This is a genomic window from Gilliamella sp. Pas-s25, assembly GCF_009795885.1.
Taxonomy (GTDB): Bacteria; Pseudomonadota; Gammaproteobacteria; order Enterobacterales; family Orbaceae; genus Gilliamella.
The window spans coordinates 1-20,638 of the sequence record NZ_WTEV01000030.1; the positions used below are offsets into that span (position 1 = coordinate 1).

Below are 20,638 nucleotides of genomic sequence, written 5' to 3' on the forward strand. Positions count from 1 at the left end.
AATAAAATCCAAATTAAAAATCTTATTTATGGTTTAAATAAAAAAATAAACCCCGAATTATATCGAGGTTTGTCATCAATCTGAAGCCTTTATTGCCAATAAAGGCTTTTAAAGAATAGAAAGTTAAACTTGCTAATTAAACACTATTATTTTAATGCATTAATGACTTCGTCAATTTGACGATTTATGCTTTCGGCACCTCCACCAGACAAATACCATAGATCTGGCGTTAAATAAACCACATGTGTTTTACTTTTGTTTAGTACTCGCTGAGAAAAATAGTGGTCAGCCATACCTTGTTTGCCGATTGCTTTACTACGATCAACCACAAAAACAATATCAGGTTTTACCGATTTAATATAATTATCATCAACAAAAGTTGGTTTTGGCTTGCCTATTGCGTTATTCGCAGGCATAACGGTGAGTGGTACCGCTCGTTTAACATTTAGTACGTCATGAATCAGTGCCGCACTTGAGCTTAAATTGATAAGAATCATTTTTCCATCATTATGAATAGCAACAATAGCCTTTTTAGCGCTGGCTTGAGCTAAGGCTTGTGTACTTTGAATTTTTTTATCTAATGATTGGATGATACTATCCGCTTTGCTTTCTGTTCCCGTAATTTTTGCTAGCACTTGGATATGATTTTTGGTTGATTCAACGTAATTTTTAGCATCAACACTTAAATTAATAACTGGGGCAATTTTAGATAAATCTTCGGCTTTACTTGCCTGACGTCCATCAATAACGATCAAATCAGGCTTAACTTGCTTGATAGTTTCAATATTGGGTTCTTTCATATTGCCCGTATCGGTAATCGAGGAGTTATTATATTGTTGCAAGTAAGATGGGATAACTGACCGTGGGGTGGCTGCAACTATTGAGCCTTTACCTAATGCATCTAACGTATCTAATGCGCCATAGTTCATCACTACCACTTTTTTAGGCGCTTTAGGGACGACCACCGTTTGATTATCAGTAGTGACATTCATTGTTGTCGATGATTGGCAGCCGGTTAAACCTAATACAATCACCGCAATACTACTCAAAAGCAACTTTTTTTTCTTGTTCATATCCAATATCTCTCATTAATGTAAATGATAATAATTATTATTCAATAAATAGGAATTGTCTAGATCTAAATAATTTTTTATAAAGATATTGATAATCATTCTCATATGGTGTAGTGTTTCATGGTATATAAACTATAAATATCATTATAAATAATGGGGTTATAAGAAATGAACGCAAAAAAGAAGTTTAAATTGGCAAAACATGTCATCAATACGGGCATTTTGTTGTCATTATCAAGCACTGCGATAGCTGCTAGCAATTCAGATACTGATACCATGGTTGTTACTGCATCGGGGTTTTCTCAGCAAGTGAAAGAAGCGCCAGCAACCATTTCGGTTATTACACCTAAAGAGATAGAAAATAAACCTTATCGTGATGTTACTGACGCGCTAAAAGATATCCCAGGTGTAAATGTCACTGGTGGAGGGGATTCTACTGATATTAGTATTCGCGGGATGGATGCTAAATATACCTTAATACTAGTTGATGGTAAAAAAGTTAGTACTCGTGAAACCAGACCGAATAGTGATAATTCGGGATTTGAGCAAGGTTGGTTGCCACCATTAACGGCAATTGAACGTATTGAGGTTGTACGTGGTCCTATGTCGTCATTGTATGGTTCTGATGCAATGGGGGGCGTTATTAATATTATTACTAAAAAAGTGTCAAACAAATGGCAAAGTGGTGTACGTCTAGAATCGGTTATTCCTTATCGTTCAAAAGAAAAAGATACCTACACTGGTAGTTTTTCAACGATAGGACCGATTATTGATGATATTTTAGGCATTCAGCTGTACGGACAGTATTCAAAACGTCACGAAGATGAATTTCTAAGTGGTCATGCTGGGCAAAAATTACGTAGTTTAAATGGTAAATTATCTTTAAATGCTACTGAAACACAAACATTTGATTTGGATTTTGGACGATCTTTACAAAATAGTAACGCAACGGCGGGTAAAACAAGAGACAAATCTAGAAGTGACTTTAATAGAGATAATAGACGAAATACATTTGCACTAACACATAATGGCTTATTTGGTGATGTGTCAACGACCTCATTTGTCGCTTATGAAGGTAATAATAACCCTAAAAGACAGATGAAAATTCGAAATACAGATGTAGATACACGTGTTACTATTCCTTTTAGTATTAATATGCTCACTTTAGGCGGAAAATATAATTACCAAGAACTACATGACAAAGGTAATCAGTTAAAAACAACATTGTCAAAAATAGATCGTTGGAATTATGCACTATTTGGTGAAGATGAACTACGAATTTTAGAAAATTGGAGTTTAACGCTAGGATTGCGTTATAACAAAGATGAAAATTATGGTAGCAATTGGAATCCTAGAGTTTACAGTGTTTGGAATATTGATGATAACTTTACCTTAAAGGGTGGTTATTCAACAGGTTATGCGACTCCACAATTACGTTACGTTGTAACTGATTGGGGGCAAGTAACTGGGGGCGGATATTCGGATGGTGTAATCATTGGAAATCCAAATTTAAAACCAGAAAAGTCAAATAATTTTGAAATTGGTATAGGTTATACTAATGATTATGGTATCGATGCTTCGGCAACTGCATTTTACACAAAATATAAAGACAAAATTCAATCTTATTATATTTGTGATCGTAAAAAAAGTGGTAGCAAATGTTTATTGAACGGTTATAGCAGAAAGTTTGACTTTATACAAGGTCGTGAAAATGTGGGTAAAGCTGATCTTAAAGGTCTTGAGTTTTCATTTAAAACGCCTTTATTTACTGATTTCTTATTAAGCTCTAATTATGCTTGGACAAAAACAGAACAAAAAAGTGGTCAATATAAAGGACGAGCTTTAAACCGAACGCCTAAACAAAAATTCAATACCCAACTCGATTGGTATGCTACCCAGCAATGGGATTTATGGGCTAAAATGGCTTATTATGGCATGGAATCATCAAACAACCGTAATGGCACAAAAGTTGAATATCCTGGCTACACTTTCTGGGACATCGGTGCATCTTATCAAGTACATAAACAAGCTAAAGTTTATGCCGGTGTTTATAACTTATTTGATAAAGATGTCTCTAACGAAGATTTTGGTAAAACATTAGAAGGTAGACGTTACTTTGTCGGTACTGAAATTAATTTTTAGGTTTTGTTAATTATTATAAGGCAGCTTTACTATAGCTGCCTTTTTTATAAATAATCCATTAATTTATGCGTTTATTTACTAAAAAACCACCCATGTAACATATTAATTTTTAAAATTATTGGATTTATTTTAAATGGATTTTATAGGAAAAATAGCTATCTTACTTTTATTTACTCTGTTATTGGTTTATTTAGCACAGAACTTTAATTCTGCTAAAACACATTTAACCAAATTATATAAATAAACCCCTAATCAAACTATATTTTATTGCTGATGAGAATTTTCGTGGGTAGGTAAAAAAGCGTTGTTGATTTTAGCAAATGTGGATACCAGACAAGAAAAATCAGGCTAGAGCTGAATGCATTGAGAGTAAACACGTTATGTCTGCCAAAAATTTTGGTAGACACCTAACATGCTGGCAAGGAGGTAGACGTAAAGTGTGTAAAAAAGATGCTACCTTCAATCAAATAGAAGGGGATATGCATAACTTGCAACCGGCTATTGGTGAAGTGAATGGCGATAGGTCTAATTATCGTTATTCGCTATTCACTAAAGAATTTAATCAGTATAGGCAGTTTAAAAGTGCTATGGATTTTAAAGCTCACGTATTCCAGCCACGTAACGAAAACCGTGGAATGATAGCACGCGCCTATCTTTATATGTCTGATAAATATAAAATCAATTTATCTAATCAAGAAAAGAAGCTAATGATGGCTTGGAATACAATGTATGCACCTGAAAATTTCGAGTGCAAACGTAATGCGCATATAGCAAAAGTGCAGGATAATGATAACAAGTTTGTTACTGGGCGGTGTACACAATGAAAAAGTTAATCGTATTATTTTTAATTGTTTTTTGGTCGGAAATTGTAGATGCAGTGGTAATCCATAATATAACGTATCGAGGTTCAGATCCTGATGCAATTAGGTTGATCGGTGGTGTATCTTTTTTGGCTTTGATTTGTATCTGTTTTATTATGGTCAATTTTTTATTAGAAGAGAGTGACAAACCAAAGAATGAGCAAGACAAATTAAAGCAAAATAGGGTGCGTTCTAGCAAAAAAAACAAGCCAGTAAACGAGAAATTCAAGAAATACGAAATATACACTTCTAAGAATTTCAAAAAGAAAAAATGAAGTCGCTTGACTGTGTTTTTGTGTCCAAAAAACTGAATTTAAGGTAATCACTTTAAATGCTTGTAAGATAAAGCTTTAGAATGGTACGCCCGGGTGGACTCGAACCACTGACCCCCACCATGTCAAGGTGATGCTCTAACCAACTGAGCTACGGGCGTATATTTGAAACACGCAAATATTAGCTGGCAAATTGATTTGTAGCAAGTAAAAAAATAAAAAAATAGCTGTTTTTTTAATCTCTTGAACCAAATTGGTTGTATAACAAACATTGTTTGCTTACGATTTGAATAAAATCACCATATTTAAATCAAAAAATCTTTTCTAAAAAATTTTTTATTATTGGGATGAATTGTAAATTTATATAAATTCGTGGTGGTCTGTTTAAATTAATTTAGCTATACTCGCTACTTCAAGTTAGGGGCAACATGTTTAGGTTGGTATGTCGATAAAAGATCAGATTGAAGATGTTTTGCAAAATGTTTTTGGTTACAAGTCATTTAGAAATCAACAAAGAGAAATTATTGAATCTATTATTGATGGACGTGATACTTTAATAATTATTCCTACAGGTGGCGGGAAATCTTTATGTTATCAAATTCCCTCAGTATTATTGCCGGGAACAGCAATTATTGTATCCCCTTTAATTTCTTTGATGAAAGATCAGGTTGATCAGCTATTAGCCAATGGTATTTCTGCCGCCTATCTTAATGCCTCACTATCATCGAGCGAGCAACAAGAAGTTATTAAAAAATATTTGGATCACTCCATAAAACTGTTATATGTTTCTCCTGAACGATTAGCATTACAGGCTTTTTCTACATTAATCGATGAATATCCACCTTCTTTAATTGCTATTGATGAGGCACATTGTATTTCACAATGGGGGCATGATTTTAGACCTGATTATCGTCAATTAGGTCAACTTTCAACTCGTTTTCCTAAAGTACCAATTGTTGCATTAACCGCAACTGCCGACAAAATGACGCAGACTGATATTATTCATCAATTAAATTTGGTCAATCCTTTAGTTATAGTGCGAAGTTTTGATCGGCCAAATATTCGTTATACTGTGGTCGAAAAATTTAATCAAACTGAGCAGGTTATTTCGTTTATTGAAACACAAAAAGGCAATAGTGGCATTATTTATTGTTCAAGCCGTTCAAGAGTGGAAGATATGACCACTAGACTTGCTGCGCGAGGGTTTTCCGTTAAAGCCTATCATGCTGGGCTGTCTAATAATGAGCGCCAACAAGCACAGGAAGATTTTTTAAAAGACAATGTACAAATTATTGTAGCAACTGTTGCATTTGGTATGGGAATTAATAAACCCAATGTACGTTTTGTTGTTCATGCAGACTGTCCGCGAACGATTGAAGCTTATTATCAAGAAACGGGGCGAGCGGGGCGTGATGGCGTACCGGCTGAAGCGATGCTATTATTTAATAGTAAAGATCTTAATTGGTATCAACAACAAGTTATTGAAAAAAGAGAGGGTCAACATAAACTGGTCGAATTGCAAAAGATTGATGCAATGGGGGCTTTTGGGCAAAGTTTGACTTGTCGGCGCATTGTGTTGCTTAATTATTTTGGTGAACAGCGGGAAGAACCTTGTAATAACTGTGATGTTTGTTTGTATCCACCTGAACTTTATGATGGCTTGATTGATGCACAAAAAGTCTTATCCTGTGTTTATCGCGTTGAACAGCGTTATGGAGCGCAATATATTGTCGATGTTTTACGTGGCTCAGGGCGCTCTCAAATTAAAGATAATGGTCATGATAAATTATCCGTTTATGGTATTGGTAAGCAGCATTCATCCGGCTATTGGCTCAGTGTTATTAGACAGCTGGTTTATTTGGGATATTTAAACCAAAATATATCAACTTATACCACTTTGCAATTAACACAAAAAGCACGTTTAATTCTTCGGGGGGAAACATCATTATCATTGGCTAAACCTCGTTTAGAAATTGTTAAAAAAAGCCGTATAAATCGTTACGCTAGAGCAATTAATTTAACAACTATTCTAGCTTATGAAGAACGAATTTTATTCAATAATCTTAAACGATTGCGTAAAGATATTGCCGATGCCGAAGATATTCCACCCTATATTGTTTTTAGTGATGCGACATTGCTTGAAATGGTTCAAACTAAACCAGAAAGTAAAAAGCAGCTTATTAATATTACTGGTGTAGGTAAAATCAAGTTGGAAAAATATGGTAATTTGTTCTTAGATGAAATAAATCAATTTATGATAAAAAATATGTAATTTGTAGGAATAGGTTTTATAACTGTTTGATTGGTAAGATGGTTATTTCCCGTTTTAACTAATAGATGTTGTGAATTCTCAATTAATCACCAAACGGTATAGAATCCTGAATCTTTTTTACAAAAAGATAACTTAAAAAGCGAACATAATATCTTTATTAAAGTCCCTATCACTTTTGGCGTGCTCATTTATTGCTAACTGACAGGTTTTGTCAATTTTTAATTGATACGATGGTTATCTCCCGTTTTAATCAATAGCAGTTGCGAACTCTCAATTAATCTCAAACGGTATAGAATCCTGAATATTTTTTACAAAAAGATAACTGAAAAATTTACTTAATATTAGTCGAACAAAGCATCCAAACAAGGACTATCGACAATTAGAACTGGAGCTGTTACCTTGAAAAATACGATTGCCACTTTAAAAGAACGTAAACAAAACCGACAAAAAATTACTATGCTAACTGCTTATGATTACACTACAGCTAAATTAATGGATGAAAGTGGTGTAGATTGTTTATTAGTGGGGGATTCTTTAGGTATGGTGATGTTAGGTTACGATAGCACCATATCGGTTACTATGGAAGATATGATCCACCACTCCAAAGCAGTTGCAAGAGCCGCTAAGTCGGCATTTGTTGTCACTGATTTACCTTTTATGTCTTATCAAACATCTGTGTATGATGCAGTTTTCAATGCCGGTCGCTTAATTAAAGAAGGTCAAGCTCAAGCGGTTAAACTTGAAGGAGGGCAAGCATTTAGTGAACATATTAAAATGATTACACAAGCCTCCATTCCAGTTGTTGCGCATATTGGACTCATGCCCCAATCTGTTCTTGCATTGGGGGGATACAAAGTGCAAGGTAAAGATTATCAAGATGCTAAAAATATTGTTCTTGATGCATTAGCGGTTGAACAAGCGGGTGCGATTGCGATTGTACTTGAATGTGTACCTGCTGATTTAGCAAAATTGATCTCACAATTAGTGAGTATTCCAATTATTGGTATTGGCGCAGGTGTAAATTGTGATGGTCAGGTGCTTGTTTATCAAGACATGCTGTCTATGTATGATGGTGTTGCATCAAAATTTGTCAAATCTTTTGCTCCAATTGGTCATCATATGAAACAAGCGTTTATTGATTATTGCCAAGAGGTAAAACAGCAACAATTTCCAGCATCGATCCATGAATTTGCGATTGATAGTGAGGTAATGAGCAAACTTAAATCTGAGTTTCAATCATAAGGGATAACTAAATGAATGTTGTAACGACAATTGGACAAGTACGAGAGCAAGTTAAAGCTTGGCGGCAAGCTGGCTATAGTATTGGGCTTGTTCCAACCATGGGCTATCTGCATGAAGGCCATCAGAGCTTAATGACAGCAGCTAAAAAAGATAATCAACAAGTTATTGTGACGATCTTTGTTAATCCTATACAATTTGGTCCTTCTGAAGATCTTGCTAGTTATCCACGTGATTTAGAACGGGATAAAATCGCTTGTGAGAAGATGGGGGTGGATTTGATTTTTTGTCCAACTGCCAGTGAAATGTATGATGCTAATTTTAACAGCTATGTTGATGTTAATGGTTTAACAGATGCTTTATGTGGAAAGAGGCGTCCTGGGCATTTCAAAGGTGTTTGCACGGTTGTTACAAAATTATTCAATATCACACAACCTCATCGTGCCTATTTTGGACAGAAAGATGCACAGCAGCTAGCGGTAATTAAACGTATGGTCAGTGATCTGAATTTCGACATTGAAATTATTGGTTGCCCTATTGTGCGTGAAGCAGATGGACTAGCTAAAAGTTCACGTAATAGTTATTTGTCGGAATGTGAACGATCCGCAGCCGTGTGCCTTTATCAAGCAATTGAATGCGCTAATGCAATGATAAAGCAGGGAGAAAAGTCGGTAACTGTTATAACAAAAGCTATGCATAATCTTATTGTCAATCAACCTTTAGCCAAGATTGACTATATTGAATTTGTCGATCTAGCATCATTAACATCGGTTGATATGCTTGAGCAAGATAGTTTATGTGCACTAGCGGTTTATATTGGTAAAACACGATTAATTGATAATTTTATTTATCAACATCACTAATTACAAATTATATTTACAATGATAGATATAAAAAACCGCTTAATATAAGGCGGTTTTTTGTGCTATTCATCGTATTATAAAAATTTTTACAATTCGATTTAATCAATGAGTTTATTGTTCTGCTAATTTATTGTTTGGCTATTTTACTGTAGAATAGCAACCATTTTATGCCTTAAATCAGGATTGATGCATTAATTATGAAAAATACGACTTATAACCCACAAGAAATTGAACAACCTATTTATAAGCATTGGGAACAAAGCGGTTACTTTAAACCCAGTGGTGATAAATCACAACCAAGTTATTGTATTGCCATTCCACCGCCGAATGTGACAGGTAGTTTACATATGGGGCATGCTTTTCAGCAAACCATTATGGATGCCTTGATTCGTTATCATCGTATGCAAGGTCATAATACCCTTTGGCAATCAGGAACCGATCACGCTGGTATTGCAACGCAAATGGTGGTAGAGCGCAAAATTGCGGCTGAAGAAAATAAAACACGCCATGATTACGGGCGTGATGCTTTTATTGACAAGATTTGGCAATGGAAAGCCGAATCAGGCGGTAGCATTACTAAGCAAATGCGTCGCTTAGGGGATTCAGTTGATTGGGATCGTGAACGTTTCACCATGGACGAAGGTCTATCAAATGCAGTGAAAGAAGTATTTGTTCGATTATATCAAGAAAATCTTATCTATCGTGGTAAACGTTTAGTCAATTGGGATCCTAAATTACGCACTGCGATCTCGGATCTTGAAGTTGAAAACCGCGAAGTTAAAGGTTCAATGTGGCACTTACGTTATCCGTTAGCTGATGGTGCTAAAACAGCCGACGGCAAAGATTACTTAGTGGTGGCAACCACTCGTCCTGAAACCTTATTTGGGGATACAGGGGTTGCGGTGAATCCTGAAGATCCTCGCTATAAAGATCTGATTGGTAAATTTGTGATATTGCCATTTGTTAACCGCCGTATTCCTATTGTGGGTGATGAACATGCTGATATGAGCAAAGGAACAGGGTGCGTAAAAATTACTCCTGCACACGATTTTAATGACTACGAAGTTGGGCGACGTCATCAATTACCGATGATCAACATTTTAACGTTTGATGGCGATATTCGTCAGCAAGCTGAAGTATTTGATACTAATGGTGAACTAAGTGCGGCTTACGAACCAACCATTCCGGCTCAATTCCAGAACCTAGAACGTTTTGCAGCGCGTAAAGCTGTTGTTGCAGAATGTGAGTCATTGGGTATTTTAGAAAAAATCGAACCGCATGATTTGACCGTTCCATATGGTGATCGTGGTGGTGTTGTGATTGAACCTATGTTAACCGATCAATGGTATGTGCGTGCAAAAGTGCTTGCCGAGCCTGCTATTGATGCAGTAAAAAATGGTGATATCCAATTTGTACCAAAACAGTATGAAAATATGTATTTTTCTTGGATGAATGATATTCAAGATTGGTGCATTTCACGTCAATTATGGTGGGGACATCGTATTCCAGCTTGGTACGATAAACAAGGTAATGTTTATGTTGGTCGTGATGAAGCTGAAGTGCGACGTGAAAATAACCTTGCCAATGATATTGAACTGAAACAAGATGACGATGTGCTTGATACTTGGTTCTCATCTGCACTTTGGACATTTTCAACGTTAGGTTGGCCGAATAATACTGATGATTTAGCCACATTCCATCCAACTAATGTGCTGGTAACTGGTTTTGATATTATTTTCTTCTGGGTAGCTAGAATGATCATGATGACCATGCACTTTATTAAAGATGAACATGGTAAACCGCAAGTTCCTTTTAAAACGGTGTATGTCACTGGTTTAATTCGTGATGAAGAAGGACAGAAAATGTCTAAATCTAAAGGAAACGTTATTGATCCTTTAGATATGATTGACGGTATATCATTGTCAGCTTTATTAGAAAAACGTACTGGCAATATGATGCAGCCTCAATTAGCCGAAAAAATTGCTAAACGTACTCAAAAACAGTTCCCTAATGGTATTGAAGCGCACGGGACTGATGCACTACGCTTTACTTTAGCAGCATTAGCCTCAACAGGGCGTGATATTAATTGGGATTTAAAACGTTTAGAAGGTTATCGTAATTTCTGTAATAAACTTTGGAATGCTAGCCGTTATGTGTTGATGAATACAGAAGGGCATGATTGTGGCTTTAAAGGTGGGGATTTAGATTATTCTTTAGCAGATAAATGGATTTTAGCCGAATTTAATCAAACTATTAAAGCTTATCGAGAAGCGTTTGAAACTTATCGTTTTGATTTAGCAGCTAATATTTTATATGAGTTTACATGGAATCAATTCTGTGATTGGTATTTAGAGCTAACCAAATCCATTTTAGCCAATGGCGAACTATCACAGCAACGCGCAGCTCGCCATACGTTAATTACGGTATTAGAAGCTCTATTACGCCTTGCACATCCAATTATTCCATTTATAACCGAAGCAATTTGGCAAAATGTAAAAGGCTTAATGAATATAAGCGCTGACACCATTATGTTACAGCCAATGCCTGCTTTTGATGAACAGCATTCAAATGATCAAGCAGTAGCCGATATTAATTGGATAAAAGATGTCGTGATTGCCGTACGAAACATTCGTGCTGAAATGAATATTGCGCCAAGCAAACCATTGCAGTTATTAATTCGAAAAGGCTCACCAACAGTGCATCGAATCATTGCTGATAACATCAATTTTATTGAATCATTAGCAAGATTATCTGAAATTGTTTTGCTTGATGATGGTGAAACAGGACCATTGTCGGTCACCAAACTGGTTGATGGCGCCGAGTTGCTAATCCCAATGGCAGGATTAATCAATAAAGAAAACGAACTTGCGCGTTTAGAAAAAGAAATTGAACGCATCAATGGCGAAATTTCTCGTATTGAAAATAAACTGTCTAATGCCAGCTTTGTCGATAAAGCACCAGCAGCAGTAGTTGCTAAAGAAAAAGAAAAACAACAAGGTTATATTGATGATAAAGCCAAACTGCAAGAGCAGTATGTCGCTATAAAAAATCTTTAATCTTTGTAATAAAAAACCTCTCGTTTGAGAGGTTTTTTTATGTTTGCTCATTTAAAATTTATAGCCCACACCAATCATTGCAACCCATGGATCAAGCTTATAATTAGCGGTAACTTTAGTATTGCCTAAATGGGTAGTCGCTTTAGTTTCAATATCGATATAACGTATTTGAGCATTCAAAAGCCAATTGTCATTTAAAGTATAATCAGCACCGACTTGTGCAGCCCAGCCCCAAGAACTATCGAGATCTAAACCATGAAATCCCGCTTTTTTGGCTTCGCCACTAAGTTTTTCGTCAAAAAAGAAGGTATAGTTGATACCCATTCCAACATAGGGTTGTAACTCATATTGTGAATCAAGTGGATACCAAACAGCACTTAATGTTGGTGGTAGATGTTTAATTTTACCTAAATGAGCACCAGCAAGTCCTGTTGAATTGCCTCCACCTAGTTTAACCTGATGGCTAAAAGGTGTTGCAGCTAACAGTTCGACACCAATATTATCGGTCACCATATATTGGAAATTTAATCCAAGTTGAGTATCGTTATCGGCTTTTGCTTTTAGATCGCTTTTGGCTCCGCCTACTTTGACATGATCACTTTTATCTTGAGGGTGAACATAAACTGGCCCACCACGAACAATAATTTCATTTGCAGTATGCGCATAAGCTACAGAGCTGGCTAATCCCATTGTGATCAGCATAGCAACTGACGATATTTTCATTTCTTTTCTCCCAATTTATTTATAATTAATTATATAATATTTAATTATGTTGAAAAACACACTACAGTAAAACATAGACTTATTTAATAATCTAGCAATATTGAAATTTACTTGTTAAATTTAATTTTTATTGATTCATAATAAATCAAACTTAAGTCGCATAATGATAAAATTCTAATGATTTTAGAATATTAAATTTGTTTTTTTTGCGATTTATCTCAAAATTTTAGTAAATAAAAATTAGATTAGTGATTTGCATTATTGCTTAAAACTATATACAATATAGGCGAATATTTCGGTGGGTTGTTAGCTCAGTCGGTAGAGCAGTTGACTCTTAATCAATTGGTCGCGGGTTCGATCCCCTCACAACCCACCATAATATCTTCCTTTTCAAGCGTTAATAGCTATCTATTTTACCTTTGATTCATACTTAATGATTTAGAAATAGGACAACGAAAATATTGGCTTTATCTATTAACGTTTATGCAGTTAATTAAAGTTGATGAATCTAAGGTTTCAGCGTTAATTTTAGAAAATTAGCTTTTTTAATTTAACGATTATAGGCATTAAGATGAACTCATATTTATTACTATTTTTTGCTATTATTTGTGAAGTGATAGCAACATCGTCATTAAAACTATCAAATGGTTTTACTAATCTTATTTTCTCAATCATCACTATTATTGGCTATAGTGCTTCGTTTTATCTACTCTCGTTAGCATTAAAAACCATTCCTGTTGGTATTGCATATGCTATCTGGTCTGGAATCGGGATTGTGTTAATCAGTTTAATTGCATGGATTTTCTTAAAACAGACGTTGGATTTCGCTGCGCTAATCGGCATGGGATTTATTATGTTTGGTGTTGTAATTATTAATTTATTCTCGAAAGTAGCAGGGCACTGAACAATAATTAAAGTTCTTTGATGTCCGATTTATAAGATATATTTCTAAAATTTATTTATTTTATCCTTTTTCCCTATCATAATAATAACTTGTATAGTAACTAATTTCATGCAATTTACGCTATTGTCTTTAAATTTCAGTGAGAGATATTTGCTCTTAAGGAATATTATTAGGATAACATTAGGTTCGTTTGTTGGGGTTAATATTATAATTAGTCTAATGGTGCAGACAATTCAATCAGACGAATAGATCATAAAATTTAAACCTAACAGTCAATAATAAAAGCAGTGAATAGCTAGACTGTACCGGTATTGATTAATTTCTAAAATTTTTATTTTAGGCTTTAGTAGCTTTGTTTTAATCGCTTGTTCTAGTAATCGAGAACCATTATCTAGAACAAAAACGGTTAGTACAGATACTATAACCTTAAATAATGGTTCAACAATCAATTTTATAACTGAAAATGCTATTAATGGACAAGTAGTAGAAGACACAAATAATTATTTAAATGTGGGAAACTGCCGAGTTGTTTACACTTCATGATTAAAATAATCCTCTAAAAACTCATAAGGCGTTTTCCCCGAAATCGCTTTATGTAGTTTAACGGTATTATAAAAATTAATAAAGCGTTTAAGCTTTTGTTTTCTATCTTTTTCGTCGCTAAATATTTGCTGATTATGCCACATCGCAATTCAAAGTGGGTATCACTCTTTCGGCTTTCTCATTCGTTTGTGAGCAGGCTGGATCGGAATAAATACACGTAGTGGTAATAGGGACATTAGGCTAATACATCATTTTGTAAAAACTGTGCTGAGCTAAAATTGGGATTTATCAGGGTAAATACCTGCATAAAGCTCACGTGAAAAATCATCAATGCTGACAAATAAATAGTCTCTAGTTTGCTGTTGCGCTTCATTGTTAAGTAACGGTAAACGTTTGGTGTCAACGTGTAGCATTTCACCCAGATAGGTTTTGTTATAGCGTTTGGCTTGCCGTATTACTATATTGGTTTAAATGAACTTTTGTTTTTTTATGTGCATTTTTATTTCCTGTTTTAAGTGGCTTGGCATATGGCATATTGTTTATTATTAAGTCATTAAGATGGTTGGTTTGCTTTGTGTTAAAACAAAAAGTAACGCTATTTTAAGCAAGCCACATGATCACAATTTTTCAAAACGGTAGCAATATCAAAAAAAATAATTTTATTTAAAAAATAAAAACTTAAATAAAATCAATTTTTTCTGACTTTTTTGTGCAATAAAAATAAATATTTTATTGATTTTTTTGTTGAAAAATTATACTTGCTTTTTTCTTAAATCAGCGCTTATATATACATTGATAAGTAATTGGGCTTATCGCAATTTTATTAGGAGGAAACTTATCATGGTACAAAAATTTGCTCCATATGGTAGTGATGTTTCGGCTGGTACTTATAAGTGTGCCGATTGTGGCTATATATATTCAAACCAAAGCAAAAAATCGTTACCTCCTTGCCCTGATCATAATAAAAAACCGCATAGTAAAAATGGTTGGTATATTATGTCTGGGCAGGGTGATTCAGTTAAAGATCCTCATCCAAATAAAAAGTGATTATAGTCAGTTAATACGATTAAGGGCAGCCATTGGGTTGCCTTTTTTATAGTGTCGATTTTAGATAATTGCCGTTTTGCTGAATATTTTATTCTGCTTTATTTTTATAATAAAACTAATATTTTATTATTTTTCTTTTATTTTTTGTGTAAAATAGCAACATAATTAGGCTTATCTAAACCAATAATGCCGTTAAAATAATATAACTTGATTAACATTCAATATAAGGAATACTGGAGTGAAAAAACGAATAAAATTGGCTGTGCTAGTTTCTGCTTTTTTTATGATTTCAAGCGCGTATAGTGCCGAATTGCCTTCATCAGCAAATATAACTAAAGCCTTTGCGGATAGTGCTAAAAGATCGATATTAGGCGAAGGTGGAACATTTCCGGTTAAAGTCGAAGCGGGTTATGAAGTCACTAATATTTTTTATAACCTTAATAGCATCGTTTTTGAATACAATATGCCAACCGATAGTCAAAGTGCATCAATAGAAGAAATTACCAAAGGCATTAGGCTTGGTCTAAATGCGCAATTTTGTGACAAGCAAGATGTGATTGATGTGTTACGTGCTTATGATATTAGCTTCTTATTCCGCTTTCAATTCACTGATAATCGCAATGTGCCCGCAACATTATCAATTGATGAAATTTGTCAAAAACAATGAGCAGATTAATGATTACCGCTGTATCAATGCTGTGTTTACTCCCTTAAAGTAGAGTGTTAAATTATCGGTAATTTTGCGACCTGAATTGAATAAAATTGTTGCCACAATAGCATTGTTTTTTCCACGACTAAATTGACTATCTTGAGTATTTTTTATATAAACTATCTGATCAATGTTTTAGGTAGCATAAAGCCCAGATATCGAGCAGATAGTTTAGTTGATTAGTGTAATAGATAATTTTTGGATTTTTTTATCCAGATGACTAAAAATAAGGTTCTACCTAAGCTAAATAAAATATAAGAAAGCCATAACCCGTTATTGCCCCAGATTGGTACGCAAATATATTGCGATACTAACCATAATAGTAAAGAAAGTATCATTGAATCACGGATAGATGACGTATAGCTAATGCCCGAAAAGACGCCGTAATAGATCAAACCACCAGCCACAACGATAGGGAAGATAATTAACCAAAGTTGATATTGCATGCAGATGTCAATAATATCAGTTTGGTTGGTGAGTAATTTGATAATAGTGGTACCAAGGGGCAACCAAATAGCAACTAATAGGATTGGACAAATAATACAGGCAAGTTTTGACCAGCGTAACGTTTGATTGTATAAAGTAATGTCTTTAGTGCCTTTTGCTTTGCCACTAAATACGCTTGAGGCGTTGGCAAAACCGTCAAATAAATAAGCCATTAAGTAATGAATTTGGAATAAGACAGCGTTAGCGGCTAATGTTTCGGTACTAAAACTAGAGCCAATCGAGATAAAGTGATTGGTGACAATTAACAAACAAATAGTTCGAATCATTAAGTTGCTATTCACTAAAATTACGCCTTTTAATGACTGCCAAGATAATATTGTTGCGAAATTGGTTTTTTGTTTGGCTTTAGGTAAATAATGATAAATAAACCAAATGCCTAATAATGTGCAGATTATTTGCGCACTTAAGGTTGCAAAGGCGACACCGGATACATCAAAGTGAAATCCCCATACCAAAATCATTGCCATAACAATATTTAGTAGATTGATTAATACCTGCAAAAATAAGACGGCTTTTATTTTCGCCATGCCCATTAACCATCCTACTAAAACGTAATTGATTAACACAAAAGGTGCACCCCAAATCAGGATAGCAAAATAGGTGCGTGCGTGATGTTGTACGTCTTGATTTGGTTTAATAATCTGCATTGCGGCATTGAAGATCACGCTTTGACAAATAATAAAAATGATACCTAATACAATTGCAATAAAAATAGGACGGATGAGTGAGGCTCTTAATAAAATGGGATCATCTAATGCTTGTGCTGCAAAGCCAGTTGTACTGACACGTAAAAAGCCAAATAACCAATATAGGGTGTTAAAAATAACCGTACCAACAGCAATCCCTGCAATAAAAGCTGGATTGGGTAAATGACCCACTAGGGCTGTATCTACAACACCGAGTAAGGGTGTTGTGATAGTTGAAATAATAAAGGGAATGACCAGAGCAAGATAATCTTTAAAATTATACTGCTTATTTAATGTTGATGGTGCTGTCATAATTTAAAAACCTAAAATAGAGTCAAGAAGTTGTTTGGAATAAGCATGGTTGACTTGATTTAATTGGTCAATGTTATCCACCTGTTCAACAATGTTGCCTTGATAAAAAAAGATAATACGATCGCATAAATAAGTGATTGTGGTTAAATCATGAGTAATAAAAATCGTGGTTAAGTTTAACTGTTTTTGTAAATCAGCGAGCAAAGATAATATTTGCGTTTGTACTGAGATGTCTAAAGAACTGACTGCCTCGTCAAATAAAATAAATTTAGGTGAGCAAGCAATAGCTCGTGCAATGCAGATCCTTTGTAATTGTCCACCGCTCATTTCATGAGGAAAGCGGTTATAAAAGCTGTGATCTAAGCCAACTTGTTCTAAAAGTTCATCAATGCGTTTTTTACGTGTGTTTGATGATATTTTTTGGTAAATATCAATGGGTTCGGCAATAATTTCAGATGCAGTAAAATAAGGATTAACCGAAGCATTATAATCTTGAAATACCGCGCTAATGTCTCTTCGCATCGCCGATTTTCGCCAAGCACGTTGTGCAGTATCATATCCATTAAAGTAGATTTTACCACTGTCAGGTTTTTCAAGGCCTAAAATCAGTTTGCCTAACGTGCTTTTACCGCTGCCACTTTCACCAATAATGCCTAAGCATTCCCCTTGATATAATGAGAAAGAGACATCTTTAATAATGGGCGTTTTTTTTCGGCTGAACAAGCCTTGATTGGGTTGTAAAAAGGCTTTGTTTACATTTTCAACTTGCAATAACGGTGGCATTTAAATTGTCTCCGATGTTGATGTCAGCGTATTTGGCTGAATAACGGTATTAAATTTGGTTAATAGTTGCTTCCGTGCATTTATTAAATATTGTGTATAGTTATTTTCAGAATGATAAAAGATATGCTCACAGCTACCTTGTTCGACAATTTTGCCTTGGTTCATCACAATAATATGGTCTGCTATATGATGAATAACACCCAAATCATGCGAGATAAAGATCATGGCCGTTTTAGATTGTTGTTTAATTTGTTCAAACATTTTTAAAATATGAAATTGGCTAATTGAATCTAAAGCTGTTGTGGATTCATCTGCAATAATCAGTTCAGGTTCAAGCATTAAAGCAATACCAATCATGATTCGTTGCAACATTCCACCACTGAGTTGATGAGGATATTTATTATAAACTTGCTTAGGATCATTAAGTCCAATATCTGCCATCATATTAAGGGCTTTTGTTATGGCTTCACTTTTGCTGATTGAGTGGTGGGCAAGCAATGTTTCGACTATTTGTTTACCAATACGATAAAGGGGATCAAAAGCACTCATAGGGTGTTGTAAAATGATCGAAATCACATTGCCACGAATAAACCGCAGTGTTTCTCTAGTCTGCTTTAATAAATCACTATTTTCTGGTAACTGAATGTTGGCGTTTTGCGGTGAAAAAAGAATTTTACCTTGAACAGAAAAATAAGGCTCTAATAAGCCAATAATGGCTTTGCATGTTAAACTTTTGCCACTGCCACTTTCGCCAACAATGCCGAGGCATTGATGATGTTTAAGGTAAAATGAAATGTCATTGAGCAATTTTTGATTACTATCAAGTGTTACGGTTAGATTCTTAACCTCAAGTAATTTGTCACTCATACTGTTTTTTCCTTTGGATCAAAAATATCTCGCAAGCAGTCCCCGAGCATATTAAAGGCAGCAACAACAATTAGAATAGTAATGCCAGGAAAGACCATTTGCATAGGGTGCTGAATCATTACGTTTTTCGCTTCACTTAACATCAGCCCCCATTCAGCCGTTGGCGCTTGTACACCTAATCCAATAAAAGAGAGTGCTGAGATGTTTAAAATAACCCAACCGGTGTCGAGAGTTGCAAGCACAATGAGTTCAGAGATGATATTTGGTAATAAATGTCTTCGAATAATAAAACAATGGGGCGCGCCAATTGCTCGCGAAAAAAGAATATAGTTTTTACGGCTATATTTAATTACACTGCTGCGGATCATTCGGCTATACCAAGCCCACTTTACAACAATATTGGCGATTATGACATTTTCGATGCCAACGCCAAGTACCCCAACAATGGCAAGTATCATCACTTGGCTAGGAAAGGAGAGCATAATATCACACGCTCTCATAATCATTTCATCAAGCTTGCCTCTTTTATAGCCCGAAATTAAGCCAATTATTGAACCAATGATAATAGTAATTGTCATAGTTAGTAACGATAAAAAGAGCGTTGTACGAATACCATAAAGTAATCGTGAAAAGATATCTCGACCTAAATGATCACAACCAAGCCAATGTTCGGCAGAAATACTGGCATATTTACGCACTATTCGAATTTTATTGGGATCAAATGGTGCAATATAGGGGGCAAAAATACCTAAAATTATAATAGTGGCAATGATGATTAAACAACATAGTCCAATTTTATTTTTAACAAGTTGTTTAAGTAAATTCATGAAATATTACCACTATCTCTTAATCGTGGGTCGAATAATTGGTGTAAAATATCGACAATAAAATTACAAACCACAAATAAAATAGCCATCATTAAGATATAAGCCTGAATAACTGGGTAATCTCGGTTCATAATTGCTGAAATACATAAGCGTCCAAGCCCTGGCCATGAAAAAATATATTCAACCACAAATGAGCCAGCGATGAGTTGTGGAATAGTCATACCCAGCGCAGTAATCGTGGTATGCAATGAATTAGCTAATACATGTTTTAAAATGATGACTCGTTCTTTTAGTCCGCGACTGCGGGCATAAAAAATAAAATAGTTATGCATATTTTCGATCATATTATTTCGAATAAAACGAACATAAGTAGAAATATACACAAATGATAACGTCAAGGTGGGTAAAATTAAATTTTGCCAAGAACCATAACCACCAGTTGGTAATAGGTCAAGATAGTTAGCAAATAGCCAAATCAATAATAGACCAAGCCAATAACTTGGCATGGCAGTACCTAAAAATATGACGATACGCAAAATATGATCAAATATTGAGTTGGAAAAAATGGCGCATAATACACCCAGTACTAGACTGATAATTAAGGTAAAAATAAAAGATGAAGTGGCTAAAATAAGCGTGGGTTTTAAACAGCGGATCATCTCGTCCCAGACTAATCTGTCGCGCTCGATAAATGAACGTCCAAAATCAAGATGAAAGACATTATATAGCCAATTAAAATAGCGTTGCCAAAACGGTTGGTTTAGACCAAGTTCTTGACTCATACTTTCAATTGCTTCAGGGGTGGGCATTATTTCGTTTAAACGTAACGCCACTTCTGCTGGATCTGATGGGGCTAAGTTAATTAGCAAAAATGCGATAAATGAGATACCGATAACAATCGGTATCATCATTATTAAACGTCTTATTATATAATTTAACATTTTTATTAAGTA

General features: G+C 34.8%; 19 protein-coding genes and 2 tRNA genes. 11 read left to right on the forward strand and 10 right to left on the reverse strand.

Annotation, left to right across the window (positions count from 1 at the left end; genetic code table 11):
• Positions 1-146: 146 nt before the first annotated feature.
• A complete protein-coding gene (locus GQ593_RS11250; RefSeq protein ID WP_160432109.1) occupies positions 147-1,073 on the reverse strand; it encodes a siderophore ABC transporter substrate-binding protein in 927 nt (308 codons plus the stop codon).
• 168 nt (positions 1,074-1,241) lie between these two features.
• Between GQ593_RS11250 and GQ593_RS11255 the strand changes: the two genes are divergently transcribed.
• The 3 genes from GQ593_RS11255 (at position 1,242) to GQ593_RS11265 (ending at position 4,350) form a co-directional block, all read left to right on the forward strand.
• Positions 1,242-3,215, forward strand: coding sequence for a TonB-dependent receptor domain-containing protein (locus GQ593_RS11255; protein ID WP_160432110.1), 1,974 nt, complete (start codon positions 1,242-1,244; stop codon positions 3,213-3,215).
• Positions 3,216-3,535: 320 nt separating this feature from the next.
• Entirely contained in the window at positions 3,536-4,039 is a 504-nt protein-coding gene (locus tag GQ593_RS11260) for an endonuclease (RefSeq protein ID WP_160432111.1), read from the forward strand.
• Complete coding sequence (locus tag GQ593_RS11265; RefSeq protein WP_160432112.1) at positions 4,036-4,350, forward strand: hypothetical protein; 315 nt, start codon at positions 4,036-4,038, stop codon at positions 4,348-4,350. The genes GQ593_RS11260 and GQ593_RS11265 overlap by 4 nt, the downstream gene beginning before the upstream one ends.
• Before the next feature lie 81 nt (positions 4,351-4,431).
• Here GQ593_RS11265 and GQ593_RS11270 read toward each other — a convergent pair.
• Positions 4,432-4,508, reverse strand: a tRNA-Val gene (locus tag GQ593_RS11270).
• Positions 4,509-4,789: 281 nt separating this feature from the next.
• Here GQ593_RS11270 and recQ point away from each other — a divergent pair.
• The 4 genes from recQ (at position 4,790) to GQ593_RS11290 (ending at position 11,777) form a co-directional block, all read left to right on the forward strand.
• The gene (recQ, locus tag GQ593_RS11275; protein ID WP_160432113.1) at positions 4,790-6,619 is read left to right on the forward strand and encodes a DNA helicase RecQ; all 1,830 of its coding nucleotides are present in this window, start codon (positions 4,790-4,792) and stop codon (positions 6,617-6,619) included.
• 399 nt (positions 6,620-7,018) lie between these two features.
• On the forward strand, positions 7,019-7,861 hold the full coding sequence (panB, locus tag GQ593_RS11280) for a 3-methyl-2-oxobutanoate hydroxymethyltransferase (protein WP_160432114.1): 843 nt from the start codon (positions 7,019-7,021) through the stop codon (positions 7,859-7,861).
• Between the two features lie 11 nt (positions 7,862-7,872).
• Positions 7,873-8,721, forward strand: coding sequence for a pantoate--beta-alanine ligase (gene panC, locus GQ593_RS11285; protein WP_160432115.1), 849 nt, complete (start codon positions 7,873-7,875; stop codon positions 8,719-8,721).
• Between the two features lie 197 nt (positions 8,722-8,918).
• Positions 8,919-11,777, forward strand: coding sequence for a valine--tRNA ligase (locus tag GQ593_RS11290; RefSeq protein ID WP_160432116.1), 2,859 nt, complete (start codon positions 8,919-8,921; stop codon positions 11,775-11,777).
• A gap of 51 nt (positions 11,778-11,828) precedes the next feature.
• Here GQ593_RS11290 and GQ593_RS11295 read toward each other — a convergent pair whose 3' ends face one another.
• Positions 11,829-12,500 carry an OmpW family outer membrane protein gene (locus tag GQ593_RS11295; protein WP_160432117.1) on the reverse strand — a complete coding sequence of 224 codons (672 nt, stop codon included), beginning with the start codon at positions 12,498-12,500 and terminating at the stop codon, positions 11,829-11,831.
• Positions 12,501-12,800: 300 nt separating this feature from the next.
• On the opposite strand from GQ593_RS11295, the gene GQ593_RS11300 reads away from it, so the two are divergent.
• Together GQ593_RS11300 and GQ593_RS11305 are read left to right on the forward strand one after the other, a co-directional pair.
• Positions 12,801-12,876 (forward strand) — tRNA-Lys (locus tag GQ593_RS11300).
• Positions 12,877-13,071: 195 nt separating this feature from the next.
• Positions 13,072-13,404, forward strand: a complete 333-nt coding sequence (locus GQ593_RS11305; RefSeq protein WP_160432118.1) for a DMT family transporter — start codon at positions 13,072-13,074, stop codon at positions 13,402-13,404.
• Positions 13,405-13,934: 530 nt separating this feature from the next.
• Here the strand turns inward: GQ593_RS11305 and GQ593_RS11310 are convergent.
• Together GQ593_RS11310 and GQ593_RS11315 are read right to left on the reverse strand one after the other, a co-directional pair.
• Complete coding sequence (locus GQ593_RS11310) at positions 13,935-14,090, reverse strand: integrase core domain-containing protein (protein WP_202115475.1); 156 nt, start codon at positions 14,088-14,090, stop codon at positions 13,935-13,937.
• A 129-nt stretch (positions 14,091-14,219) separates the two neighbouring features.
• Complete coding sequence (locus GQ593_RS11315) at positions 14,220-14,360, reverse strand: transposase family protein (protein WP_160432119.1); 141 nt, start codon at positions 14,358-14,360, stop codon at positions 14,220-14,222.
• 427 nt (positions 14,361-14,787) lie between these two features.
• Here GQ593_RS11315 and GQ593_RS11320 point away from each other — a divergent pair, with 427 nt between their 5' ends.
• Positions 14,788-14,994, forward strand: a complete 207-nt coding sequence (locus GQ593_RS11320) for a hypothetical protein (RefSeq protein ID WP_091346771.1) — start codon at positions 14,788-14,790, stop codon at positions 14,992-14,994.
• 238 nt (positions 14,995-15,232) lie between these two features.
• Positions 15,233-15,661 (forward strand): hypothetical protein, encoded by a 429-nt coding sequence (locus tag GQ593_RS11325; RefSeq protein ID WP_160432120.1) that lies wholly within the window; start codon positions 15,233-15,235, stop codon positions 15,659-15,661.
• Between the two features lie 221 nt (positions 15,662-15,882).
• Here GQ593_RS11325 and GQ593_RS11330 read toward each other — a convergent pair whose 3' ends face one another.
• From GQ593_RS11330 to opp1B, 5 genes are read right to left on the reverse strand one after another with little or no spacing between them, the layout of a single operon-like run.
• A complete protein-coding gene (locus GQ593_RS11330) occupies positions 15,883-17,208 on the reverse strand; it encodes an MATE family efflux transporter (protein ID WP_160432121.1) in 1,326 nt (441 codons plus the stop codon).
• A 3-nt stretch (positions 17,209-17,211) separates the two neighbouring features.
• The gene (locus tag GQ593_RS11335) at positions 17,212-17,991 is read right to left on the reverse strand and encodes an ABC transporter ATP-binding protein (protein WP_160432122.1); all 780 of its coding nucleotides are present in this window, start codon (positions 17,989-17,991) and stop codon (positions 17,212-17,214) included.
• Complete coding sequence (locus tag GQ593_RS11340) at positions 17,992-18,858, reverse strand: ABC transporter ATP-binding protein (protein ID WP_160432123.1); 867 nt, start codon at positions 18,856-18,858, stop codon at positions 17,992-17,994.
• Positions 18,855-19,685 carry a nickel/cobalt ABC transporter permease gene (gene opp1C / locus GQ593_RS11345; RefSeq protein WP_160432124.1) on the reverse strand — a complete coding sequence of 277 codons (831 nt, stop codon included), beginning with the start codon at positions 19,683-19,685 and terminating at the stop codon, positions 18,855-18,857. Before opp1C ends, GQ593_RS11340 begins: the two co-directional genes overlap by 4 nt.
• Positions 19,682-20,626 carry a nickel/cobalt ABC transporter permease gene (gene opp1B, locus GQ593_RS11350; RefSeq protein WP_160432125.1) on the reverse strand — a complete coding sequence of 315 codons (945 nt, stop codon included), beginning with the start codon at positions 20,624-20,626 and terminating at the stop codon, positions 19,682-19,684. Before opp1B ends, opp1C begins: the two co-directional genes overlap by 4 nt.
• Positions 20,627-20,638 lie beyond the last annotated feature (12 nt).